This is a genomic window from Wenzhouxiangella sp. YN1, assembly GCF_056324145.1.
This window is the reverse complement of the sequence record NZ_JBJNIO010000093.1, coordinates 89,096-111,795: the sequence shown is the minus strand read 5'-3', so window position 1 is coordinate 111,795 and position 22,700 is coordinate 89,096. Positions and strand designations below refer to the sequence as shown.

Genomic DNA, 22,700 nt, shown 5'->3' with positions numbered 1-22,700 from the left:
ACTTCACACTTCACACTTCACACTTCACACTTCACACTCACCCCACCATTCGCCACCGTATCTTCGCCCATCTTCATCGAACGTGTGGACAATTCCTCCACCATGCGGCACACTCGCCATTCTTTAGCACGCTCAGGAGTCGGCATGAGTGCCGTTCTCGTCGTTCACGGACCCAATCTGAACTTGCTCGGGCAGCGCGAGCCCGAGGTCTATGGGACGACGACGCTGACCGCTATCGACGAGAGGCTGATGCGCCTGGCCGCGGATCATGGGGTCGCGCTGCAAACGTTTCAGTCAAACGCCGAGCATGAGCTGGTCGAGCGCATTCAGGCCGCGGCCGCCGACGGCACGGACTGGATACTGATCAACCCGGCCGCATTCACGCATACCTCGGTCGCCATCCGCGATGCGCTGGCAGCCGTGGCGGTGCCGTTCGTCGAGGTTCACCTGAGTAATCCGCACGGCCGCGAACCATTTCGGCATCGCTCTTATTGCAGCGATCTGGCGGAGGGCGTCATCGTCGGGTTTGGCGCCGAATCGTACGTCCTGGCGCTGCAGGCTGTCATCAACAAGATCAAGGCTTCGGAATAGTATATGGACCTGAGAAAAATCAAGAAACTGATCGAGCTGCTCGAGCAATCCGAGCTGGGAGAAATCGAGATTCACGAGGGCGAGGAATCGGTTCGGCTCATTCGCCACCCGGCGCCGCAGCCTGCCCAGCCCGTGCAGCAGATTCCGGTTTCCGCGCCTCAGCCGGCGGCGGCAGCCGTGCCCCAGCCGGCCGCGGCCGACGCCGGCGGCAGCCCGCCCGCCGAGGCGGAGGAAGCCCTGCCTGAAGGCGAGGTGGTGCGCTCGCCGATGGTCGGAACCTTCTACTCTGCACCCAACCCCGAATCCGATCCTTTCGTTCGGACAGGAAGCAAAGTGTCGTCCGGTGACACGCTGTGCCTGATCGAGGCGATGAAGATGTTCAACCAGATCGAAGCCGAGTTCAGCGGCGAGGTGGTTGCCGTACTGGTCGAGGACGGCCAGCCGGTGGAGTTCGATGAACCCCTGTTTGTGATCCGCAAGGCCTGAGGCATCATGGCACCATTCAAGAAGGTACTCATCGCCAACCGCGGCGAAATTGCGCTGCGCATTCTGCGCGCCTGTCACGCCATGGGGATCCGCACGGTGGCCGTTCATTCCACGGTGGATCGCAACCTCAAGCACGTGGGCATGGCCGACGAATCGGTCTGTATCGGTCCGGCGCCTGCCAACCAGAGCTATCTGAACGTGCCGGCGATCATTGCCGCCATGGAAGTCGCCGATGCCGAGGCCGTGCATCCCGGTTACGGCTTCCTGGCGGAGAATCCGGATTTTGCCGAGCGGGTGGAAGAGTCCGGCTTTACGTTTATCGGGCCACGCGCGGAAACGATTCGCCTGATGGGCGACAAGGTGTCGGCCATCAATGCCATGCGTCAGGCCGGCGTTCCCTGCGTGCCTGGCTCCAACGGCCCGCTGGGCAATGATGACCGTCGCACCCGCAAGCTGGCCGACGAGATCGGCTATCCGGTACTGATCAAGGCGGCTGCCGGCGGCGGCGGACGGGGCATGCGCGTGGTCGAACACCCCGACGACCTGATCAAGTCGATCAGCCTCACGCGCCAGGAAGCTCGTCTGGGTTTCGGTGACCCGACGGTCTACATGGAAAAGTTCCTGACCAATCCCCGCCACATCGAGGTGCAGGTGCTGGCCGACAGCCACGGCAATGCCGTGCATCTGGGTGAACGTGACTGCTCGATGCAGCGACGCCACCAGAAGGTCATCGAGGAGGCACCCGCACCGGGAATTACAGCCGAAGAGCGTGAGCGCATCGGTCGGATCTGCACCGACGCCTGCCGACGCATTGGCTACCTTGGCGCAGGTACCTTCGAGTTTCTCTACGAAGACGGCGAGTTCTACTTCATCGAGATGAACACGCGTATTCAGGTCGAACACCCGGTCACCGAGGCCATCACCGGGCTGGATCTGATCCGCGCGCAGATCCTCGCCGCTGCCGGCGAGCCGCTGCCATTCGCGCAGGAAGATGTGTGCATCCAGGGGCATGCGGTCGAATGCCGCATCAACGCCGAAGATCCCGAAAAATTCATTCCCCAGCCGGGCACCATCAGCGCTTTTCATGCTCCGGGCGGGCCCGGCGTGCGTGTCGATTCACACATCTACGACGGCTACAAGGTGCCGCCCAACTACGATTCGATGATCGGCAAGCTGATCACCTTTGGCGAAACCCGCGATGCAGCAATCGAGCGCATGCGCGTGGCCCTGGACGAGATCGTGCTGCGCGGGGTGGTCACCAATATTCTGCTGCATCAGCGACTGATGGAGGATCCCGGCTTTCGCGAAGGCGGGACGAATATCCACTATCTGGAGAAGCTGCTTGAAAGATAGTTTTAAGTGTGAAGTTTTAAGTGTTAAGTGTTAAGTGTTAAGTGTTAAGTGAGGGATTTCTTTATCGGGTGGGAAGAGGCTGAATTCCAGACAGCACCCCAACTGATCAGCACTAGGCTACTGCTTTACTTCACACTTCACACTTCACACTTCACACTTCACACTTCACACTTTCAACTCGTGAGCGGTAACGCTCCGAAAGCGGCGTGAGCAACCAGATGGCCCAGGCGGTCGAGATCCGGGATGACTGCGTCGCGGCCTTCAACCTGGGCGTGGCCGGCGACTGCGATCGGATTCGACTCGGTATGCGTTTCTTCGAAGTTGTCTTCGGTGATCGTTACCAGGCTGGGGTGGCCCTGCGTGACGATTGCCATGTAGGGCATGCGGTCGGTATCGATCAGAGTCTTGAGAATACAGATACGCGCGGACTCGAGCGCTTCGCCGTCGGCCGTCTCGATCAGGCGGGAGAAGCTGATGACCGGCACCTGCCAGCCGTGCCACAGGATGGTTCCCAGCACCCAATCGACCGCCTGGGGAATGGGGTCGGGCTCGGTATAACCGACCATTTCGGCGACGGTGGCGTTGGGCAACAGAAGGTCGGCTCCCGTCACCGGGACCATCACGCTGCGTATTTCGATGTCGGACATGTTCGCTTCTATCCTTGCGGCACGGGCATCCGGAGCTGGTCGAAGACTTCTTCGACGAGGTCTGCCTCCCGATAGGGTTTGGTCAGATAGCCGTTGACGCCCAGATCTCGGGCGTGCTGGCGATGTTTCTCGCCGCTTCGCGAGGTGATCATCACCATTGGAAGGTGCTTCAGGCGCGGGTCGTTGCGTACATGGGTGGCCAGCTCGTAACCGTCCATGCGCGGCATTTCGATGTCGAGCAGAATCAGGTCGGGAACGCGCTCGAACATCGCTTCTACCGCATCCAGACCGTCACGGGCGGTCATTACCTCCAGGCCGCGGTGTTCAAGCACGCGGGCGGTCACGCGGCGCATGGTGATGGAGTCATCGACCACCATGACCAGCGGCGTGCGCTTGACTTCCTCGGCGCGCTCGGCGCGCGCATATTCGGCTTCGTGCCCGGGCAGCAGGTTCTTCTCGAAAGCGCGGCGAATGAGCGGCCCCATGTCGAGAATCGGTATGACCTGACCATCGCCGCTGATCGTACCGCCGAGAATGCCGGTAATCGAGCTGATCTGCGGGCCGACGGGCTTGATGACAATTTCGCGATGACCCTGCAGCTCGCTGACGCGCAGGGCAGCGCGGTGTTCGCCGGCCTCGATCATCAGCAGCGACAGGGTGCCTTCGGAAAGCTCTTCGACGTCGAAGCCGAGCTGGGTTTCCAGCTCGATGAGAGGGTACGGGTCGCCGGCGTACTCCTGGTGCGGATCGCTGGAGTGCACCTGGTGCTCCCATTCGGAGCTGAGCATTCGGGTCACGCCGCGCACCGCCTGCAGCGGAATGGCAAACTGGCGATCGGCCACGCGCACGATAATGGCCTGCATGACCGTCAGCGACAGCGGGATGCGGATGGTGAACTGCGCTCCCTGGCCCGCGGTTGTCTCGGCGCGAACACTGCCGCCGATCTGACGGACTTCGTTGGCGACCACGTCCATGCCGATGCCGCGCCCGGCCAGTTCGCTGACCTGTTCGGCGGTGCTGAAGCCGGGGCGGAAGATCAGCTGGGCCAGCTCGCGTTCGCCGGTGTTTTCGGCCGCAGCCAGCAGGCCCTGACTGATCCCGCGCTCACGGATGGCGTCCAGATCCAGGCCGGCGCCATCGTCGCTGACGCGCAGTACCAGCTCGGTCGCCTCGCGGCTGACATCGATGTGGATGGTGCCGCTTTCGGGCTTGTCCCTGTCGCGGCGCTCCTGCGGCCGTTCGATGCCGTGCGAGACGGCGTTGCGCAGCAAATGCTCCAGCGGAGCGGTGATCCGATCGAGTACCGAGCGGTCGAGCTCGCCGTCGCCTTCGATATCCACGGCCAGATGCACCTGCTTGTCAAGCTCGCGACCGGCGTTGCGTACCACGCGGCGCAGCCGCGGCAGCAAGGTGTTGAAGGCCACCATGCGCGCCTGCATCAGCCCTTCCTGCAGTTCGGTGTTGACGCGCGACTGCTGCATCAGCAGCGTTTCCGACTGCCGCGTGGCGTCGTCGAGGATGGTCGTCAGGCTGGTAAGGTCGTTGACCGATTCACCCAGGGCGCGAGAGAGCTGCTGAATGGTGGAATAGCGATCGAGCTCGAGCGGATCGAAGGCTTCGTCGGTGGGTCCGTGCTCGCGCTCGTAGCGCGCCAGAATCTGTGCTTCGGTTTCGATTTCAAGCTTGCGCAGCTGGTCCCGGAGTCGAATGACGGTTTCGTCGACTTCCGCCACGTTGTTGCGGAAGACGTTGACCTGCTCTTCCAGACGCGAGCGGAAAATGCTGATTTCGCCGGCAAAGTTGACCAGGTTGTCCACCAGGTTGGCCGGCACGCGCAGCGTCTCCGAGCGTGCGGTCTGGTCTTCTCCGGCCGCATCGCCGGCCTCTGCCACCGGCTCCTGCACGGCTTCGGGCAGGATCTCTACCTCGTCGATCTCGTCGTCCTGTCCCGGCAGCAGCCCGTCGCTGGGGGCAGCCGGCATCGCTTCGCGATTCTTGACCGCCTCGACCATGCCGTGCAGGTGATCACAGCCGGTTTCGAGTGCGTCGATGCGATCCGTTGTCGCTCGGTGCAGGCCGGCGGCAATGCCTTCGAGCAGCTCTTCCATTGCATGGGCGACCGAGCCGATCTGATCGAGCCCGACCATGCGGCCGCTGCCCTTGATGGTGTGGAGATCGCGCTGCAGGCTGGTGACCAGCGCCTTGTCTTCGGGTGCCTCGCGCCATTGCTGCAGGGTTTCGTCGGAGCGCTCGAGAATTTCCTCAGCCTCTTCCATGAACGCTTCGAGCAGGTCCTCGTTGAGATTGGCGTACGGATCCTCGGCCAGCTCTGGCTCTGGCTCTGGCTCTGGCTCTGGCTCTGGCTCTGGCTCTGGCTCTGGCTCTGGCTCTGGCTCTGGCTCTGGCTCTGGCTCTGGCTCTGGCTCTGGCTCGGGCTCTGGCTCGGGCTCTGGCTCTGGCTCGGGCTCTGGCTCGGGCTCTGGCTCGGGCTCGGGCTCGGGCTCGGGCTCGGGCTCGGGCTCGGGCTCGGGCTCGGGCTCGGGCTGTTCCGCAGCGGGCTCGTCCACGAAGCCGGGTTCCTGCGTTTCGTCGGCGTGTTCCGGCCCGTCTTCGCCATCGACTGCTGCAGCCGGCTCCGGGGCGTCGTCGCCGGGTTCGGTTTCGTCGAATGCACCTGGCGCATCGCCGACCGGCTCGGCAAATACGTCTTCCTCGTCTTCGGTGGCGAGCGCCTCGGGCGGCCAGGTCGGTTCCGTCCGGTCGCGATAGGCCAGGCCATGCAGGCGACGCAGCTCGGTCGAGAGCGCTTCGGTATCGAATTCGCTGTCGGCCACCTGTTCGCCCTGAAGGCGGTCCAGGCGCTTCTGAAACAGCGCCTGACAGGCCAGGATCGCAGTGAAGCCGGCCTCGTCGGGGGCTTCGCCGGAATGCGCCAGTTCTTCCAGGTACTGTTCGAAAATCTGGGCGCTGTCGTTTTCATCGCCAATGGGCGCCAGACGCATGGTGCCTTTCATGGTGTGAACGGCACGCACAAGGCTGTCGTCGATGCTGCCCGGTGAGTCGGCCTGTCGGGCTTGTTCGAGCCACTGATCCAGGGTTTCGAGATTTTCCGACAGCTCCTTGACCATCAGCTCGATGAGGGTCGGATCCAGGCCTTCGAGCTCGGCGTTTGCGGCCGCAGCCGCCGCGGCACTTGGTGAGACCTCGCCGGAGGCAACCTGCTCGGCGCTTTCGGCCAGCTTGGCGCAGGCGGCTTCGTCATGGATCTGCTCGCCTTCGCCGGAAAGCCGTGCGCGCATGCTTGGCAGCATGTCCATCGCTGCGGCAATGAAATCCATCACTGCCGGTTCGGGCTCGAGCTGGCCGTCGAGCACGCGGTTGAGCAGGCTTTCCATCTGCCAGGAAAACTCGCCGATTTCCTCCGCGCCGGCCATCCGGCCCGAACCCTTGAGAGAGTGGAAGGATCGGCGAATGGTCGTCAGCGTGTCGTTGTCGTCCGGACTCTGGCGCCACTTCGGCAGCATCTGTTCGAGCGTTTCGAGCTCCTGATCGAACTCTTCCAGGAAGATTTCGACAATGTCGAAGTCGTCCATGCCGAAATCGTCGCTGGCGGCCGGGCTTTCCCCGTGCTCTTGCTCGGGTATGTCTTCGGGCTGGGGTGCCGGCGGCGCTGCCTCGGCTGCGTCGTCGATCGGCACCGGCGCGCCCTGTTGGCCGGTTTCGGCGATCAGGTCGGCGGAGAAGTCGAAGTCGCTTTCAACCTGGAAGTCGGCTTCGATGTTGAAGTCCGGCCCGTCATCGACCTGGCCCGGCTCGATCTCGGGGGTCTTCTCGGTATCGTCCGGTTCGCCATCGACCGCCTCGGCGCTTTCAGGCGGTGCCTCTGCCGTGGCTGCAGCTTCCGTATCGAGCGTCTCCTCGCCCCGGTCGGCGGTTTCCGCAGCCGGCGCCGCTTCGGTGACCTCGTCGTGTTCGGCGGCCGGCGCGACGCTGTCAGTGCCGGCGCTGCCGGGCCAGTAACCCAGCTCTTCGAGCTGCTGGCGGGTGTTGGCAAAGTAACGCCGGCCGTTTTCGTCCAGCCGGGTGTGAGCGTCGAAGTAGAACTCCAGGATGGTCAGCGCCTCGGCCAGAATTTCCAGCTGGCCGCTGGCGGGTTCATCGGCTTCGATCAGCTGGGCGGCGATCAGCGCGGTCGCCGCCGCAAGCATGTCGGCGCCGTCTTCGAGTTCGGCCATGTAGAGCACACGCGCAATGCGGTCGAGCATTTCGCCCGCCTCGCCGGCGGCCGAGGGTTCGGCCTTGCCGCGGTTGAGCGCGTCCAGCTGGCTCTTGGCGTGGGAAAGGTCCTCTCCGGCCTCATGAAACATCTGCCGCAGAACCCGGCGCCATTCCGAGGCCGGCAGCAGGGTGCCGGAGAGATCCTGTTCGTCTTCGGCGCTCTCGGCTTCGGTTTCAACCAGGCCAAGGTTTTCTTCAAGCTGGGATTCGACCACCAGCAGTTCGCGCGCGACGTTGAGCAGGGCCGGGTCGTCGGCATCGGATTCCAGCCGGGAGAGGTGTTCGGCCTGTGTGCGGATGCGTCGCGCCAGCCGGTCGAGACCGAGCATGGCCAGGGATTCGCCCACCGAGCCCAGCAGTTCGGTCTGCTTTTCCAGCAGGTCCGGATCGGTGGAGCGCTCGAGCTGGGTGCCCAGGGTGTCCTTGATCTGAGCCAGGTCTTCGCGTGCAGCCTGGGTGACCGCCGCGAACAGGGCGCGATTGCGCCCGGCGAGGAAAGCACGCGCCTGGCTGGCCGCTTCCGGCGCGTGCTCGTCCAGGCTGAAAGCGTTCCACGCTTCGCGCGCCGTGTCATTGGCCGGGCGGTTGATGGCCAGGTTGAACAGGAAGGCGCGACACAGTGCGTCGGCAGCCTCGTCAACATTGTCTGCGCCGTCGGCCAGGCTCTTGAGCAGGGCGTCCAGGCGGGCGTATTGCCGCGCCAGGGTCGGGCCGCTTTCCAGGTCGCCGACCTTGAGCGAGGCCGAGACCGCAGCCGCGGCCCAGCCGGCGCGCCGGGCCGAGGCTGCCAGCCCGGAGTGATCGCGCATGGCCAGGCCAATGCGAGTCAGTTCCTCGAGCGAGTGCTGGTCCTGATTGTTGACCAGAAAGACGCCCAGCGCCTGCTGCAGGCTGCGTCGCAGTTCGCCGGCGGGCGTTGCGTCGCTGCCCGCGGGCAGTTTGACATGATCGACGGCGGGCGTAAAGAACTCGGATTCGTCGAGCGGCCTGGCGCCCACGGTGGTGCGCAGGCTGTTGACCGTTGGCAGCAGCACCAGCGGTGCGTCGCGATGGGTGCTCGCAAGGTAGTCCAGGTAGTCGGGCAGGGTGGCGCAGGCCTCCATCAGGGCGTTCAGCGCTTCTTCTTCACGCCCGAAGTCATCCTTGCGGATGGCCTCGAGCGCTTCGGCCATCGCTTCGCCGAGCAGCTCGCCGCTGTGGAATTCGAGCACCGAGAGGCTGCCGGCAATGCGTCGGGCGGCCTCGATGGCGCCGTCGAGGTCGGAGGGGCTGCGATCCGTGCCGGCCGCGCTCCAGTGCTCCACCGCCTGGAGAATTTCCTGGCCGAGCTCGTCGATCAGCGGACGCGTCCACTGCAGGGACTGGTGGGTGCCAGAGTTGCTCATGTCGGCGAATTGTTCAGCAGGCTGCAACGCATTTGAATCGTACTCCAGGTGCCGCCGCCCGCGCGGGCGCCCGGCGCCCGCGGCAGGAAGCGGTCAATCAGTCTTCGTCTTCGGGCAGCGTGAAGTCGGCCACCGAGTCGCGAAGCTCGCGCACCAGCTCGGCAAGGTTGGCCACCGATCTGGCGGTCTGGCCGGTCCCTTCGGTCGTCTGGATGGAAATGTCTCGAATCGAGTTCATCATCTCGGCGATACGGGTGGCGTTCCGGGACTCCTGCTGCGCCTGTTTGGAGATTTCGTTAATCAGTCCGGCGAGGTCGTTCGACACGTTTTCAATCGACTCGAGCGCCTCACCGGCATCCTCGGCCAGTCGGGCACCCGACACCACCTGAGAAGTGGTCTGCTCCATCGAGGTGACCGCCTCGGAGGTGTCGGCCTGAATGGTCTGCACCAGCGCCTCGATTCGCCGCGTGGCGTTGGTAGCGCGCTCGGCCAGTCGCTGCACTTCGTCGGCAACCACCGCAAAACCGCGACCGGCACCGCCGGCTGATGCGGCCTGAATGGCGGCGTTGAGCGCGAGCACGTTGGTCTGCTCGGAAATGCCGTTGATCAGCTCGACAATGTCGCCAATTTCCTGCGAGGACTCGCCCAGGCGCTTGATTCGCTTCGAGGTTTCCTGAATCTGGTCGCGAATGCTGTCCATGCCCGAAATCGTCTGGCGCACCATGTCGGCGCCGCGGTTGGCGATTTCGACCGAATTCTGCGCCACGTCGGCTGATTGGCTGGAACGCTGGGCCATGTCGTCAAAGGACTGGGCCATTTCGTTGATGGTTTCGGTGGCCGAGCGGATTTCCTGCGCCTGGTGCTCACTGGCCTCGGCCAGCTGAGTGGTGGTGGCCCGCGTTTCCTGCGCCTGGGCCGCCACCTGCTGAGCGGTGGTGTTGACGCCCGAGACCAGGTCGCGCAGGGCCTCCACGGCATAGTTGACCGAGTCGGCGATGGCGCCGGTGACGTCCTCGGTGACGGTGGCCTGTACGGTCAGGTCACCATCGGCGAGCGATGACATTTCGTCGAGCAGGCGGAGGATGGCCTCCTGGTTTCTCTGGTTGACTTCGGCCGTCTGTCGCGCCGCCCGGCGCTGCTGGAAGTAGGCGCTGGCGCCGATCAGGAACAGGATCAGCAGGGCGGCGGCCGCAATCGCCAGCCCGGCCAGCAGTGAGGGCCAGAGGACGCCTTCACCCAGGTTGGCATATTCGTCGGCCAGTTCGCGCGTCTGGTCGGTCAGGACTTCGGCGTCCAGGAAGATTTCGTCGGCGGCGTCGCGCACCTCGAACAGGTCGGTCGAGGCGGTCAGGATGGTATCGACGTCGAGCCGGACCTCATCGAAAATCGGCACCACTTCGGCGAGCGCCTCGAGTACGCGGCTGTTGCGCACGGCCGGCAGTCCGAGATCCTCGTCACCGTTGATCAGCCCCTGCAGCACGCGATTGAACAGGCTGGCGTCGCGGCTGAAGGCATCGGCTGCGGCGATGGCCGACTGCCCGCCGGCAAGAATGGTGTTGACGCGCCGCAACATGCGGTCGGCCAGCGCCAGCTGGCGGCTGGCGACGTAAATCTGAACGGTCGGGGCGCCGGTCTCGATCATGTGGCGGACCACTTCGTCGGACTGCGCCTGCAGGCGCGGAATGTTGCTGTTGAACGTGGTTGCCGCTTCGGCCAGTTCGACCACCAGATCCGAGCGGCCGAGAATCGCCGAGGCGTTGGCATCGATGCCTGACCAGGTCGCTTCGAGCCTCGACAGCGGCGTGTCAACGCGCGCCGGCGAGGGCGGCAGTTCGGTTTCGGGATTGCCGTTTCGCAGCGTGCTGATCGACTCGTCGATGATGTTGCGCGTGTTGCCGAGCTCATCGAAGGCTTCGAAGTTGCCGACGGCGGCCTCCCCGGCAGCCTTTGCCAGCTGCTGTGCGCGCACCTGAATCTCGGTGGTCAACCCCAGATACTGGGTCTCCTGGGTATTGCGCTGGTTGAGGAGATAAAAGTTGTAGGCGACCAGGCCCAGAAGGGCGACCAGCAGAATGAACAGGAGTGCCTGCGCTGGAGAAAGTCGCTGCTGTGTGGATTGTGTCGCGGCGCTGCTCATGCCTTCACCTCATCTTGTAATACGCTGGGGCATCCGGTGGCCAGGCGATACCGCCGAATGCCGTGTCCATCTGCTGTGGCTCGCGTCAATACCCGGGCGTATCGCCGCGGGCTCGACGGATTGCTGAATGATTCATGCACGTTGGTTCTGTCCCTTTGCTTCACTCTTCCCGGGCGCCGTTGATGAACTCCTGGTTGGCCTGGAGTTCATCGAGCCTGAGCACCCCCCACTTGCGTTCACTGGTTTCGAATTGCTGCGCGACCAGCCCCGCCAGGGCGGTGTCGTCCCACTCGGTCGCGCTTTTGAGATCGTCGGTATGGAAATGTCGCTGGCCGAAGACTTCGTCAACCACCAGGCCGGCCAGGCGACCCTGAATACGAGTAATGATCAGCCGCGTGCGATTGGTCACCGGCGTGCGGCTGCCGAACAGGAACCAGCCGAGATCGGAAACGGGCGCCAGGTTGCCGCGCACGTTGGCCAGGCCCAGCAGCCACTCCTTGGCGCCGGGGATCAGGGTGTAGGACGGGAAGGCGATGATTTCATCGATCTGGTTGATGCGGCAGGTCAGATAGTAATCACCAAGACGAAAGACCACGCCGTCCCAGTTGCTGATCTGTTGCTGGCGCGCGGATTCGCCAACGTCGTGTTCGAGACTGCGACGCTCATAGTCGGCCAGGCGCGCGAACAGGGAAAGGCGGCCTGATTCCGTTTTGGTCGCGAGCTGCTGGTCCCCTTGCATTGTCCCTCTCGAATTCCTCTGGCCGTCGTCGTCAGGCCGCTGCGGCGCGTTCACGCTGCTGGCGCACGGCGGCAAGGAGCTCATCGCGCGTGAACGGTTTGGTCAGATAATGGTCAGAGCCGACAATACGCCCGCGGGCCTTGTCGAACAGCCCGTCCTTGCTGGTCAGCATGACCACCGGCACGTTCTTGAAACGCGCGTTGTTCTTGATGATCGCGCAGGTCTGGTAGCCATCGAGACGGGGCATCATGATGTCGACGAAAATCAGATCCGGCTCGTGCTTGTGGATCAGCGCCAGCGCCTCGAAGCCGTCGTTGGCGGTGATCACCTCGCAGCCTTCCTTGCTGAGCATGGTTTCAGCCGAGCGCCGAATGGTTCGGCTGTCGTCGATCAGCATGATCTTGAGGCCGCTGAGATCGGCTGTCATGTCTTCTCCGCTGTCGCTGTTTTGATCTGCGCTCATGGTCTGCCTGATGCCGCTGACGGATACACCTGTGGATTTTGACGGCTAGGTTAGTCTATCTTCGGCGAATTTGCCAATCCAGTAGAATTGTGTCACAGAAGTCCATGGGATTACAGATGTTTCCCGGTTTCTGAGAGCGACCACCCGGGCCGTCGTGCCGGGCCAGTCTGACGCAACGGAGCATACATGCGCAAGAACCTCGTCGTGGTAATGGACGACATAGCGGCCATCACAGTGGCCAAGGACACATCGCTGGCGATGCTGCTCGAGGGGCAGCGCCGCGGTTATCAACTGTGGTATCTGGGCGTAACGGAGCTGTATCTTGACGGCGCTGAATGTCGTGCGCGAATGCGCGCGGTGCGCGTCACAGACGATCCCGAGGATTGGTATGCGCTGGGCGAGTCGGTCGATCGACCGCTGGGTCCGGATGACCTGGTACTGATGCGCACCGATCCGCCGGTGGATGACAACTATCTGTTTGCCACCTACCTGCTCGGGCAGGCCGAGGCCGCCGGTGCGCTGGTGGTCAACCGTCCCCAGGCCCTGCGTGATTTCAACGAGAAGCTGGCCATTGCGCGCTTCCCCGAGCTGATTCCGCAAACCCTGGTCAGCGCTGATGCCGCCACGCTGCGCGATTTTGTCGGCCGGACCGGTCGTGCGGTGCTCAAACCGCTTGATGGCATGGGCGGCAAGAGCATTTTTCTGGTCGATCGTGATGAGCGCAATCTCAACGTCGTCATCGAAACCCTGACCGACAATGGCCGGCGGATGGCCATGGCTCAGGAGTTTCTGCCGGCCATTTCCGAAGGCGACAAGCGCGTGCTGATCGTGCACGGCCAGCCCGTGGACAAGCTGCTGGCGCGCATTCCCGGAAAAGGCGATTTTCGCGGCAATCTGGCGCGCGGGGGTCGGGGTGAGGGGCGGCCGCTGGAGCCCGCCGACCGAGCGATTGCCGAGACCGTGGGGCCGGTGCTGCTCGAGCACGGCATTGAATTTGCCGGGCTCGACATCATTGGCGACCGGCTTACCGAGATCAACGTCACCTCACCGACCTGTGTCAGAGAGCTCGATGCCCAGTTCGGAATCAACATCATCGGTGACCTGTTCGATGCAGTCGACCCATGACGGCAGCGCGCTCAGCGCCTCGGGGCAGCGACTCGCTGGCCATTGCTGCAGCCGTGGCGGTGGGCCTGCACGCGGCCATTATCGGGCTGGTGCACTTCGAGTTTCTCGGCAGCAAGCCTGACAGCGTGCCCAGCAGCCTGGATGTCGTGCTGGTGGAATGGGCCACCGAGGAAGCGCCCGACGAAGCCGACTTTCTTGCCGCAGCAAGTCAGCGCGGCGGCGGCACGGCTGAAGAGGTCGATCGGCCTGCCGAGCCGATGGCCACCAGCCGCGAGGAGGAAACAGCGCCGCTGGACCAGGAGGCCAGCGACGCGGCTGCGCAGGCGCAACCCGAGCAGGTCGATGAGGTTGTGCAGGTTGAGCACAAACAGCGGGCCAACCCGATCCGGGAGCAAACCGAGAGCGATCCGGAGGTCGAGGTCTCGACCAGTGAACTCATCGAGCAGTCGCGCTCGATCGCGCGCAGTTCGATCGAGCGCTTCAGTGACGCCGTCGACTATCCCGAGCGACCGCGACGCAAGTTCGTCTCGGCGAATACGCGTGAGCATCTTTATGCCGGCTACATGCGCTCGTGGGTCTCCAAGGTAGAGCGCGTGGGCAACCTCAATTATCCTGCGCGTGCGCGACGCGAGAATCTGGCCGGGGCGCTGGTGCTCAGCGTGGATGTTTTCGAGGACGGCAGCGTTGGCCGGATTCGCGTCCTGCGCTCCTCCGGGCATGATGTGCTCGACGCCGCCGCGGTGCGCATCGTGCGCCTGTCTGCGCCCTTTGCACCGCTGCCGGCGGAAATCCGGGAAGAGGCCGATTTGCTCACCATTACGCGCACTTGGCAGTTTTCCAGTGCCGGCGTGCTGCACGGCGAATGAGCCGCGCAGCGGCGTTTTCGGGTTTTCGCCGCTTTCGTCCCCATATCGGCTGCTGGTTCCACTGGTAGAATGAAAGCCGTGAGTTACCTTGAACATCAATTCCTGATTGCCATGCCGGGCATGGAAGACCCCAACTTCATGCGCGGCGTGACGCTGATGTGCCAGCACAATGAAGAAGGCGCGCTGGGCATTACCATCAACCGCGCCTCCGACTATGTGCTCGAAGACGTGCTCGAGCAGCTGGGGCTCAGCTGCGAGGATGCGCAGCTGGCCAATCAGCCGGTCTACGTCGGCGGCCCGGTCCATCCCGAGCGCGGGTTCGTTCTGCACAGCGACGATCGCAGCTGGGAAGCCACCGTCGATGTCGGCGAAGGCATCTGCGTGACCACCTCACGAGACGTGCTTGAGGCCATTTCCGAAGGCGAGGGGCCGGAGAAGTTCCTGGTGGCCCTGGGCTATGCCGGTTGGGAGTCCGGGCAGCTCGAGGAAGAAATGCGCCAGAACGCCTGGCTCAACGTGATGGCGAATGCCGAGGTCATTTTCGACCTGCCGGCCGAGCAGCGCTGGGAAGAAGCCGTGGCGCGGCTGGGCATCGACGTGGCCACGCTGCAACCCGCCGGCGGGCATGCCTGACGCAGCCGCTGCGCTGCTGGGAATCGACTTCGGCCAGCGCACCGTGGGGGTGGCCGTCGGTCATCGCCTGACCGGGTCTGCGCGCCCGCTCGATCCCATTCGCTATCGCAGCAACGACGGGTTGTTGCAGCAGCTCGACGCAGTCATCCGCCAGTGGCGGCCAACACGCATCGTGCTCGGGCTGCCGCTGGCCGGTGACGGCAGCGAGTCGGACATGAGCCGACGGGTGCGGGATTTTGGCGCCGACCTGCAGGCGCAGTATCCGCATGCCGAAATCAGCTTTCAGGACGAGCGCCTGAGTTCACACGCCGCGGCCGAGCGCCACGCCGGCCGCCGACAACAGGGGCGTGCCCGGCGCAGCGACGCCAAACGCCTCGACAGCGTCGCCGCCACCGTGATTCTCGAATCCTGGATGGGGGAGCATCCTTGAGAAACAGGCACTTGCTTGCCATTGATCGTCTGGCCGACGACGATATCGAGCGCATTCTCGAGCGCGCTTGTGCCCTGTCACGCGGCGCTGAGGTGCGGCGGCTTCATGCCACGGTGGCCAACCTGTTCTACGAGCCCAGCACCCGCACTCGCGTCTCGTTCGAATTGGCAGCGCGCCGTCTGGGCATGGGCGCAGTCAACATCGAGCTCGAGCATTCCTCGACCACCAAGGGCGAGACCCTGGAAGATACCGCGGCCACGCTGGCGGCCATGGGGATTGACGCCGTCGTTCTGCGCCACCCCGAAAGCCACCGCGTCGCGCAGCTGGCCGCGACCGCGGCGGGCCTGCATCTGATCAATGCCGGTGACGGCCATCATGCACATCCCAGCCAGGCTCTGCTGGATGCAGCCACGCTGCGTTCCCGCGGCCTTGATCCGGCCGGGCTGAAGTTCGCGATCGTCGGCGACGTTCGTCACTCGCGGGTGGCCGGTTCCGGCATACAGCTGTGGCAGCGTCTGGGCGCGGCCGAAATCCGCCTGGCCGGGCCACGCGCAATGCTGCCCGACAGCCCGCCGGTTGCCGTGGCGAGCCTGCACGACAAGCTCAGCGAAGCCGTGAGCGGTGCCGACGTGATCATGATGCTGCGCGTTCAGCACGAGCGCATGGATCGTGCCGGCTGGCCAGAGCGCGAGGCCTATTTTGCCGACTGGGGCCTGACCGAAGCCCGCCTGGCACAGGCCGCGCCGGGCTGCCTGGTGATGCACCCGGGGCCGATCAACCGCGGCATGGAAATCGATGCCGCGGTGGCTGACGGCCGGCGCGCGCTGATCCTCGAACAGGTGCGGATGGGGGTGTTTGCCCGGATGGCGATTTTCGAGTGGCTGTTCGGCTGACGGCGGCTTGGCCGTCGGGTTTGTTTGTGCCGGCGTCATTCGTTCCGCCCGGCCTGCGTCGCGGGCTGATGCGCTGCGCAGCATGTCACGCGGCGCCTTGCGATGGCTGGTGATTGCCGCTTGCAGTGCGGGTTTCGACAAGTCAAAGGCGTTCCGCCCGCCTGCTTCGCAGGCTGATGGCGGGTTACTTTTTCCAGAGCGAAAAAAGTAACCAAGAAGCGCTCTTCAAGGTCAACGTCTCACGCTCGATTGTTTCAGGACTGGCTTGCTGTGCGGGCTGGCCCCTTCGCGGCGCTGCCTTCGCCAAAATTCCGTCGGAGGATCCGGTGGCGTTCGCAATATATGGAACGAAGCCGACAGACCGGCGGCCCGCCTTCGATCGGCGGGCCATGGATGGGCGTAGCGACGCGGCGGCTCCGGCCACGCGTTGCTTGCGTTGGTGCCGGTCCGCTACCTCGTCCGTCGCGGATGTAACCGCGACCTGCCGTCTGGGCCCAAGGCATTGCGGGGTTGTGATGGTGGCCTGCATCGATCGGGGCCACGTCCCTGACGGACGACTATTGCCAAGCCCGCCAACAGCCTGCCAATCAGGCGGACGGAACGCCTTTGACTTGTCAGGGCTTGCTCATTGCCCGGTGACGCCCGCCTCATCGACGTCTTCGATGCACGAAGCGTCCCGATAAAAGAGAAACGCCGGTACAGGGCGGCACCCGCCGCAGCCGGGTGACCACAACCGATACCCGGCCCGTCAGCGACGCGAATTCAGTCTAGGAATCGTCCTCGAGTTGTTTCTCGAGCGCCTCGAGCTTCTCTCGCGTCCGTGCCAGCACCTTCTTCTGAATCTCGAATTCCTCGCGCGTGACCAGATCCATGCGGTCGAAGGCGGATTCGAGTACGGCGCGAAACTGCTCTTCCAGTTCGGCGCGGGCGCTGCGCACTTCCCTGGGCACGGCAGCCGCCAGCCGGCGGGTGATTTCGTCAAGGGTCTGAAAGTCGGGGCGCATGAGGCATCCTTGAGTTCTTGAAACTGCAGACTAGCGCAGATTGAAACCGGAATGGGCGGTCCGGGTCGATCGATGCAACCGGTTCACCGCCGCCGGGGCCGGATGATTCCGGCGCATGCACGCTGTCGCAATCTGCGTTAATCTCTTGTCATCATGGTTCCCGAAAATCCCAGGCGAAACGATGAAGCTCATTACCGCCATCATCAAGCCCTTCAAGCTCGACGACGTGCGTGACGCACTGGGCGAGGTGGGTGTGACCGGCATGACGGTTTCGGAGGTCAAGGGTTTCGGGCGCCAGAAGGGGCACACCGAGCTTTATCGGGGCGCCGAATACGTGGTCGATTTCCTGCCCAAGCTCAAACTCGAGATTGCCGTGCCGGACGACGCTGCCGAGCGCGTGGTCGAGACCATCGTCGAGACCGCCGCGTCGGGCCGTATCGGCGACGGCAAGATCTTCGTCACCGCGCTGGAGCGCACGGTGCGCATCCGTACCGGTGAAGAGGGTGATGATGCGTTGTAATCATTGCCGCAGCAACCGATAGACCCGTGGACTGATAACGTGCCGAGAGCCGTGGGCAGCCGGCTGTGGCCGGCGGCTCCGAATGGCCGACAGGCACCTGCCAAGTGAGAACAGCCAATATGAAAATGCCCGTATGGACTATTGCGGCCGCCGCGCTGCTGGCGCTTGCGGCCTGTGGTCAGAATGACTCCGATGCGCCGCTCGAGCCCGCTGAACAATGGCAGGTAAAAACCGGAGCCGATCCGCACAGTTTTGCCGAGTACGAGCAGGTGCGTATCGCGCACCTGCGCCTGGACCTGAAGGCCGATATGGAGGCGCACAGCCTGTCGGGGCAGGTCGTGCTCGAGCTCGAGCGCACCGACCCGGAGCATCCGCGCCTGGTGCTCGACACCCGCGGGCTGGAAATCCGCGACGTGACCGCGCCTGCAGGCGGGGGCAACCATCAGCCGCTCACCTGGCGCCTGGCCGACACGGAGACGCGCGGCGATCTGGGTCAGCCCCTGGTCATCCTCCTTCCCGAGGGGGTCGATGAGGTGCGCATCGACTACGCCAGCTCACCCGAGGCCTTCGGGCTGCAGTGGCTCAGCGGCGAACAGACGAGCTCGGGCAAGCCGTTCATGTTCTCCCAGAGCCAGCCGCATTACGCGCGCACCTGGGTCCCGCTGCAGGACACGCCAGCCGTACGCTACACCTACGATGCCACCATTCGCGTGCCCGAAGAGCTGATGGCCGTAATGGGTGCGGCCGGCAATCCCTCGGAAAAGAACGATCGCGGTGAGTATCAGTTCCACATGCCGCAGCCGGTGCCTTCCTACCTGATGGCCATTGCCATCGGTGATCTCGAATTCGCTGAAACCGGGCCGCGTACCGGCGTCTATGCCGAGCCGCAGCAGCTCGAGGCCGCCGCGGCCGAATTCGACGTGCTCGAAGAAATGGTCGATATCGGTGTCGATCTCTACGGCGAATACCGCTGGGGTCGATACGACTTGCTGATACTGCCGCCGAGCTTTCCCTTCGGAGGAATGGAAAACCCGCGCCTGAACTTCATCACGCCCACCATCATTGCCGGCGACGGCAGCCTGCTCGGTCTGGTCGCGCACGAGCTGGCGCACTCGTGGTCGGGCAACCTGGTCACCAACGCCGCCTGGCGGGATCTATGGCTCAACGAGGGCTTCACTGTCTATATCGAGTCGCGCATCATGGAGGCGCTCTATGGCAAGGAAGTCGAGCGTCAGCTCGCTGTTCTGGAGTGGGAGGACCTGACCGAAGAGCTTGAGCATACCGATGACAGCATGGGCAGCCTGGTGCTGGATGTTGACGGCAAGGACCCGGAGCAGGCGCTCACCGGTGTGCCTTACGGCAAGGGTCGTTTCTTTCTCGAGTGGATCGAGCAGCGTGTCGGGCGCGCTGCCATCGACAGTTTCCTGCAGGCCTACTTCGACCACTTCGCCTTCCAGTCGATCACGACTGCAACCTTCCGCGGCTACCTGCAGGAAAACCTGGTGGCAAAGCATGCCGATGAGCTGAGCATGGAAGAAGTCGATCAGTGGCTCTACCAGGGCGGGCTGCCCGATTACGCCGTCGCACCGGAGTCGGACGCCTTCGAGCAGGTTGATGACTGGCGCCAGCGCTGGCTCGACCACGAGGTTGCCGCTCAGGACCTGCCGGGCGATGAATGGTCGGTCTACCAGTGGCTGCACTTCCTCACCGGTCTGGAAGACAAGCTCGACGCCGAGCGCATGGCCAGGCTCGATGCCGCCTTCGAGCTGACCGCTGCCGGCAACTACGAAATCCTGTTCCAGTGGCTGATGCGCACCATAGAGACGCAGTACGAGCCGGGCATCGAGCGCCTCGAGGCCTTCCTCTTGAACGTCGGGCGCAACAAGTTCACCCGCCCGCTCTACGGCGCTCTGGCTGACAGCGACTGGGGCCGGGAGTGGGCCATTGACGTCTACCAACGTGCCCGGCCCGGCTACCATCCGCTCACGCGCCAGGCCAGCGAGCGCGCGTTGGAGATTGCTCGGGACTGAGCCTGAACATTGAATCCAAGGAAGATACGGAAGCACACGGACCGGAAAATCCGAAGCCGTTTGCTTCGTCGGATCGCCGGAAGCTTGCAGCGCTCAAGGCGGCCGATGGGCGAGACTCTGCCGTGTCTTCCGTGGTTTCTCTTCGATTGCCGCTATCTATTGCAAGCCATCCTGCATATCCCGATATAATAGGGACCAAATCAATCCTGTATTGGGTGAGTGATGTTCGGCAATTCCTACACACCGGTAAAGTTCGAGCGCGACTGCGAGTTGATCATGGTGCCCGATGGGGTGCCGGTGGACATGCCCGCCGGCACGGTGGGCTATATCACCCAGCAGCTGGGCGGCAGCTTCACCATCTACGTTGACGGCCGGCTGTTCCGGCTGGCCGGCGACGATGCCGACGCCATCGGCAAGGAGCCGCCGCCGCCCCCGCAGGTGCCCGAAAATGCCAAAGACGAGGATTTCGAGGAGCTGGTCATCAGCCAGCTCAAGACCGTCTACGACCCTGAAATTCCCATCAACGTGCTTGATCTGGGCCTGATCTACGAGTGCGACGTCGAAAAGATCGACGATGAGCATCGACACGTGGCCATCGAAATGACCCTGACCGCGCCCGGCTGCGGCATGGGCGAGTTCATCGTCGCCGACGTCGAAGAGCGGCTGAAGCGCATTCCCACCATCGACCAGGTCAACGTCCGCCTGGTCTTCGACCCGCCCTGGAGCCAGCACATGATGAGCGAGGAAGCACGGCTCGAGACCGGGATGTTCTAATAAGCGGGCGGTGTCCCCGCCAGGCTAATCGACCTCGCGCAGCCAGGTTCGGGCCTGGTCGATCTGGTCGTGCCCGAAAACCTTGATCTCGCAGCTCACGACGGCGCCGACGGCACGCGTGAGCGGGCCGATCCAGCCCGAGTCGCTGACGACGGCGCAGTGGCTGATGTTCCTGATGTGCTTGATGTCGAACAGGATGCCCTTGCCGAGCACGGCGGCATCGAAGCCCTTGAAGCTCTCGAGTACCTCGAGCACCTTGATCTTGCCGTGCGCCTCGATGAATGCCTCCAGGCGGCCGGCGACCTGCTCGAAGTCCTGTTCCGTGACCCTGCCTTCGACGACCAGTTCGACGGTTTCGTGGGCCGGATCTTCGGTGTAGCGCATCATGGCGTTCTCCCGCTGTGGTGAGCGATGTTGCTTCGATCTTGCCTGATGGCTTGGACAGGCCGCGCGCCGGATCGTTTAGATCAATCCGCGCCGCTCGCTGATTGTGACCCCCCGTCAAGCGTCCCGCGGCCTTCGTCAAGGGTGGCGCTGCCGGGTTGATAACAATAACCAACGAGCGGGAAGGGATATACATATTCGATATCAGTCTTTTGTCGTTACGGTTCATTGTTTTACAGTCCACCTTCCTTGGTTTTATCCCGTCGCGGGAGGATGCATGAGCCGTTTAGTCATTCAGACGATCGAAACCGCACCACAGAGGTCTGCCCAGCGGCTGGAGGCTGCGCAGAAAGACAGCGGTTTTGTCCCCAACTTGCTGGGTGTGCTCGCAAGCTCGCCAGAGGCAATTGAAACCTACCAGACAGCAGGCAAGATTAACTGCCGCAACAGCTTGTCCGGTGTTGAAAGGGAAGTTGTTCAAATCACCGCTGCCGTGACCAATGAATGCGGGTTCTGCGTGGCGGGACATACAAGAATCGCCCAGAAAGCCCTCGACATGCAGACGCCCTTGCTCGAGGCCCTCCGCAACGCAGATACCTTGCCCGATGAAAAGCTGAATGCGCTGGCCACATTTACGCTGCAGATCATGGCTCAGAGGGGTCAGGTCTCAGATGACGAGCTGGAGGCCTTTTTTGCTGCGGGGTACAACCAGCAGAACGCACTCGACGTTGTTCTCGGGGTGAGTCTGGCCACGCTCTGCAACTACGCCAACAATCTGGCAAGAACGCCGATCAACCCTGAGCTTCAGCCCTTTGCGCTCGATTGAACGGGGCCGATCATGAAAACGAACGCAGCACCTGATCAATGGCTGGGGTCAATCCGGACACTTGCCGGGGCCGAGCTGAAAAAGCTGGCCGGCAAAATTGACCGCGATGGCGTCTACCCACGGGAGTTTCTGCGCTCCCTGGGGGAGCGAGGAGGCTTTGGCTCCAACGCCGGTGAAGACCCCTCCGTAGACCTGGCCCGTCAGTTCCAGGCCATCGCATTGGTGGGCCGGTATTGCGGCGCCACGGCGTTTCTTGCCTGGTGCCAGAGCGCCTGCGCCTGGTACTTGCAGCATGCCCGGGTTGAAGCAACGCGCAGGCGCTATCTTGCCCGCGTTGCCTCCGGCAGGGATCTGTCGGGAACCGGTATGTCCAACACCATAAAGCATCTTGCTGGCATGGAACGTATGCATTTGAAGGCCGAGTCGACACCCAGCGGCTACACCGTGCGCGGAAGGCTGCCCTGGGTCTCCAATATCGACCGCAGCAATCTACTGATTGTAAGCGCAGAGGTCGACACGGGCGGTTACGCGATGTTCCTGGCCGCAGGCGACAGCAAATGTCTCGATCTTCGCCCCTGCCCGGATTTTTCGGGCATGCAGGGTACGGCAACCTGCAGCATTCAATTCCGGGAGCTGGGCATCGAAGCGGATCAGGTCATTGCCCATCCGGACCAGTTCGAGGGTTTCATGCAGCGCATCAAGCCCGGATTCATCATTGGTCAGTGCGGAATCGGGCTGGGTGTAGTGGCTGGCTGCCTGCAGCGGATACATGAAAGCAACGCCATCCACTCAGGGGTTAACCGGTTTCTGAGTGATCAGGAATCGGAAATCCGGGCTGACAGAAATGATCTCTATGATCAGGCCCTGAAACAGGCCGCCCTGGCCGGACAGGGCAATGCCCGGGTGCTGGATGCACTGAGATTGCGCGCGGCCGTCTCTGAGCTGACATTGCGGGCAGCCAACTCCGCTGTACTGCATGCCGGCGCTCGAGGGTATCTCATGCGCGATGCAGCGCAACGCCATCTGCGCGAGGCGGTATTTGTCGGCATCGTAACGCCGGCACTGAAACACCTGCGCAAAGAGATTCACGACATTGAAAATGCACGAGCCTGCGCGTGATTGCCGCCACGGCTTAC

Annotated in this window: 20 protein-coding genes; 13 read left to right on the top strand and 7 right to left on the bottom strand. The window is 63.4% G+C overall.

Annotated elements, in window-relative coordinates; translation table 11 throughout:
* The first annotated feature begins 144 nt into the window (after positions 1–144).
* From aroQ to accC, 3 genes are read left to right on the top strand one after another with little or no spacing between them, the layout of a single operon-like run.
* The gene (gene aroQ / locus ACEWQZ_RS02270; RefSeq protein ID WP_476481447.1) at positions 145–591 is read left to right on the top strand and encodes a type II 3-dehydroquinate dehydratase; all 447 of its coding nucleotides are present in this window, start codon (positions 145–147) and stop codon (positions 589–591) included.
* Positions 592–594: 3 nt separating this feature from the next.
* Positions 595–1,077, top strand: coding sequence for an acetyl-CoA carboxylase biotin carboxyl carrier protein (gene accB, locus ACEWQZ_RS02265; protein WP_476481446.1), 483 nt, complete (start codon positions 595–597; stop codon positions 1,075–1,077).
* Between the two features lie 6 nt (positions 1,078–1,083).
* The gene (accC, locus tag ACEWQZ_RS02260) at positions 1,084–2,430 is read left to right on the top strand and encodes an acetyl-CoA carboxylase biotin carboxylase subunit (protein ID WP_476481445.1); all 1,347 of its coding nucleotides are present in this window, start codon (positions 1,084–1,086) and stop codon (positions 2,428–2,430) included.
* A 173-nt stretch (positions 2,431–2,603) separates the two neighbouring features.
* On the opposite strand, the gene ACEWQZ_RS02255 is transcribed toward accC, so the two are convergent.
* From ACEWQZ_RS02255 to ACEWQZ_RS02235, 5 genes are all read right to left on the bottom strand, one after another.
* Positions 2,604–3,077: a chemotaxis protein CheW gene (locus ACEWQZ_RS02255; RefSeq protein WP_476481444.1), complete on the bottom strand. Its 474-nt coding sequence runs from the start codon at positions 3,075–3,077 to the stop codon at positions 2,604–2,606.
* Between the two features lie 8 nt (positions 3,078–3,085).
* A complete protein-coding gene (locus ACEWQZ_RS02250) occupies positions 3,086–8,740 on the bottom strand; it encodes a hybrid sensor histidine kinase/response regulator (protein WP_476481443.1) in 5,655 nt (1,884 codons plus the stop codon).
* Between the two features lie 97 nt (positions 8,741–8,837).
* Entirely contained in the window at positions 8,838–10,877 is a 2,040-nt protein-coding gene (locus ACEWQZ_RS02245) for a methyl-accepting chemotaxis protein (protein WP_476481442.1), read from the bottom strand.
* 160 nt (positions 10,878–11,037) lie between these two features.
* Positions 11,038–11,616 carry a chemotaxis protein CheW gene (locus ACEWQZ_RS02240; protein WP_476481441.1) on the bottom strand — a complete coding sequence of 193 codons (579 nt, stop codon included), beginning with the start codon at positions 11,614–11,616 and terminating at the stop codon, positions 11,038–11,040.
* A gap of 31 nt (positions 11,617–11,647) precedes the next feature.
* Positions 11,648–12,079, bottom strand: a complete 432-nt coding sequence (locus tag ACEWQZ_RS02235; RefSeq protein ID WP_476481440.1) for a response regulator — start codon at positions 12,077–12,079, stop codon at positions 11,648–11,650.
* A gap of 186 nt (positions 12,080–12,265) precedes the next feature.
* On the opposite strand from ACEWQZ_RS02235, the gene gshB reads away from it, so the two are divergent.
* From gshB to ACEWQZ_RS02210, 5 genes are all read left to right on the top strand, one after another.
* Entirely contained in the window at positions 12,266–13,204 is a 939-nt protein-coding gene (gene gshB / locus ACEWQZ_RS02230; protein ID WP_476481439.1) for a glutathione synthase, read from the top strand.
* Positions 13,201–14,070: an energy transducer TonB gene (locus tag ACEWQZ_RS02225; RefSeq protein WP_476481438.1), complete on the top strand. Its 870-nt coding sequence runs from the start codon at positions 13,201–13,203 to the stop codon at positions 14,068–14,070. Before gshB ends, ACEWQZ_RS02225 begins: the two co-directional genes overlap by 4 nt.
* A 69-nt stretch (positions 14,071–14,139) precedes the next feature.
* Positions 14,140–14,703 (top strand): YqgE/AlgH family protein, encoded by a 564-nt coding sequence (locus tag ACEWQZ_RS02220; RefSeq protein WP_476481437.1) that lies wholly within the window; start codon positions 14,140–14,142, stop codon positions 14,701–14,703.
* Positions 14,696–15,133, top strand: coding sequence for a Holliday junction resolvase RuvX (gene ruvX / locus ACEWQZ_RS02215; RefSeq protein WP_476481436.1), 438 nt, complete (start codon positions 14,696–14,698; stop codon positions 15,131–15,133). The genes ACEWQZ_RS02220 and ruvX overlap by 8 nt, the downstream gene beginning before the upstream one ends.
* Positions 15,130–16,026 (top strand): aspartate carbamoyltransferase catalytic subunit, encoded by an 897-nt coding sequence (locus ACEWQZ_RS02210; RefSeq protein ID WP_476481435.1) that lies wholly within the window; start codon positions 15,130–15,132, stop codon positions 16,024–16,026. The genes ruvX and ACEWQZ_RS02210 overlap by 4 nt, the downstream gene beginning before the upstream one ends.
* Before the next feature lie 767 nt (positions 16,027–16,793).
* On the opposite strand, the gene ACEWQZ_RS02205 is transcribed toward ACEWQZ_RS02210, so the two are convergent.
* Positions 16,794–17,030, bottom strand: a complete 237-nt coding sequence (locus tag ACEWQZ_RS02205; RefSeq protein WP_476481434.1) for an accessory factor UbiK family protein — start codon at positions 17,028–17,030, stop codon at positions 16,794–16,796.
* 181 nt (positions 17,031–17,211) lie between these two features.
* On the opposite strand from ACEWQZ_RS02205, the gene ACEWQZ_RS02200 reads away from it, so the two are divergent.
* From ACEWQZ_RS02200 to sufT, 3 genes are all read left to right on the top strand, one after another.
* Positions 17,212–17,550: a P-II family nitrogen regulator gene (locus ACEWQZ_RS02200; protein ID WP_476481433.1), complete on the top strand. Its 339-nt coding sequence runs from the start codon at positions 17,212–17,214 to the stop codon at positions 17,548–17,550.
* Between the two features lie 119 nt (positions 17,551–17,669).
* Positions 17,670–19,580 (top strand): M1 family metallopeptidase, encoded by a 1,911-nt coding sequence (locus ACEWQZ_RS02195; protein WP_476481432.1) that lies wholly within the window; start codon positions 17,670–17,672, stop codon positions 19,578–19,580.
* Positions 19,581–19,802: 222 nt separating this feature from the next.
* A complete protein-coding gene (sufT, locus tag ACEWQZ_RS02190; RefSeq protein WP_476481431.1) occupies positions 19,803–20,354 on the top strand; it encodes a putative Fe-S cluster assembly protein SufT in 552 nt (183 codons plus the stop codon).
* Between the two features lie 24 nt (positions 20,355–20,378).
* Here the strand turns inward: sufT and ACEWQZ_RS02185 are convergent, their stop codons facing one another.
* Positions 20,379–20,741 carry a SpoIIAA family protein gene (locus ACEWQZ_RS02185; RefSeq protein WP_476481430.1) on the bottom strand — a complete coding sequence of 121 codons (363 nt, stop codon included), beginning with the start codon at positions 20,739–20,741 and terminating at the stop codon, positions 20,379–20,381.
* A 274-nt stretch (positions 20,742–21,015) separates the two neighbouring features.
* Between ACEWQZ_RS02185 and ACEWQZ_RS02180 the strand changes: the two genes are divergently transcribed.
* Positions 21,016–21,564, top strand: a complete 549-nt coding sequence (locus tag ACEWQZ_RS02180) for a carboxymuconolactone decarboxylase family protein (RefSeq protein WP_476481429.1) — start codon at positions 21,016–21,018, stop codon at positions 21,562–21,564.
* A gap of 12 nt (positions 21,565–21,576) precedes the next feature.
* Positions 21,577–22,683 (top strand): acyl-CoA dehydrogenase family protein, encoded by a 1,107-nt coding sequence (locus tag ACEWQZ_RS02175; RefSeq protein ID WP_476481428.1) that lies wholly within the window; start codon positions 21,577–21,579, stop codon positions 22,681–22,683.
* Positions 22,684–22,700: the final 17 nt, after the last annotated feature.

Bases quoted from the DNA above. Each gene is read 5' to 3' on its own strand.
- ACEWQZ_RS02195 (WP_476481432.1), top strand. From the start codon at position 17,670: ATGAAAATGCCCGTATGGACTATTGCGGCCGCCGCGCTGCTGGCGCTT.
- gshB (WP_476481439.1), top strand. From the start codon at position 12,266: ATGCGCAAGAACCTCGTCGTGGTAATGGACGACATAGCGGCCATCACA.
- ACEWQZ_RS02220 (WP_476481437.1), top strand. From the start codon at position 14,140: ATGAAAGCCGTGAGTTACCTTGAACATCAATTCCTGATTGCCATGCCG.
- ACEWQZ_RS02185 (WP_476481430.1), bottom strand. From the start codon at position 20,741: ATGATGCGCTACACCGAAGATCCGGCCCACGAAACCGTCGAACTGGTC.
- ACEWQZ_RS02225 (WP_476481438.1), top strand. From the start codon at position 13,201: ATGACGGCAGCGCGCTCAGCGCCTCGGGGCAGCGACTCGCTGGCCATT.
- ACEWQZ_RS02245 (WP_476481442.1), bottom strand. From the start codon at position 10,877: ATGAGCAGCGCCGCGACACAATCCACACAGCAGCGACTTTCTCCAGCG.
- ACEWQZ_RS02255 (WP_476481444.1), bottom strand. From the start codon at position 3,077: ATGTCCGACATCGAAATACGCAGCGTGATGGTCCCGGTGACGGGAGCC.
- ruvX (WP_476481436.1), top strand. From the start codon at position 14,696: ATGCCTGACGCAGCCGCTGCGCTGCTGGGAATCGACTTCGGCCAGCGC.
- aroQ (WP_476481447.1), top strand. From the start codon at position 145: ATGAGTGCCGTTCTCGTCGTTCACGGACCCAATCTGAACTTGCTCGGG.
- ACEWQZ_RS02235 (WP_476481440.1), bottom strand. From the start codon at position 12,079: ATGAGCGCAGATCAAAACAGCGACAGCGGAGAAGACATGACAGCCGAT.
- ACEWQZ_RS02180 (WP_476481429.1), top strand. From the start codon at position 21,016: ATGAGCCGTTTAGTCATTCAGACGATCGAAACCGCACCACAGAGGTCT.
- ACEWQZ_RS02240 (WP_476481441.1), bottom strand. From the start codon at position 11,616: ATGCAAGGGGACCAGCAGCTCGCGACCAAAACGGAATCAGGCCGCCTT.
- ACEWQZ_RS02175 (WP_476481428.1), top strand. From the start codon at position 21,577: ATGAAAACGAACGCAGCACCTGATCAATGGCTGGGGTCAATCCGGACA.
- accC (WP_476481445.1), top strand. From the start codon at position 1,084: ATGGCACCATTCAAGAAGGTACTCATCGCCAACCGCGGCGAAATTGCG.
- sufT (WP_476481431.1), top strand. From the start codon at position 19,803: ATGTTCGGCAATTCCTACACACCGGTAAAGTTCGAGCGCGACTGCGAG.
- accB (WP_476481446.1), top strand. From the start codon at position 595: ATGGACCTGAGAAAAATCAAGAAACTGATCGAGCTGCTCGAGCAATCC.
- ACEWQZ_RS02250 (WP_476481443.1), bottom strand. From the start codon at position 8,740: ATGAGCAACTCTGGCACCCACCAGTCCCTGCAGTGGACGCGTCCGCTG.
- ACEWQZ_RS02200 (WP_476481433.1), top strand. From the start codon at position 17,212: ATGAAGCTCATTACCGCCATCATCAAGCCCTTCAAGCTCGACGACGTG.
- ACEWQZ_RS02205 (WP_476481434.1), bottom strand. From the start codon at position 17,030: ATGCGCCCCGACTTTCAGACCCTTGACGAAATCACCCGCCGGCTGGCG.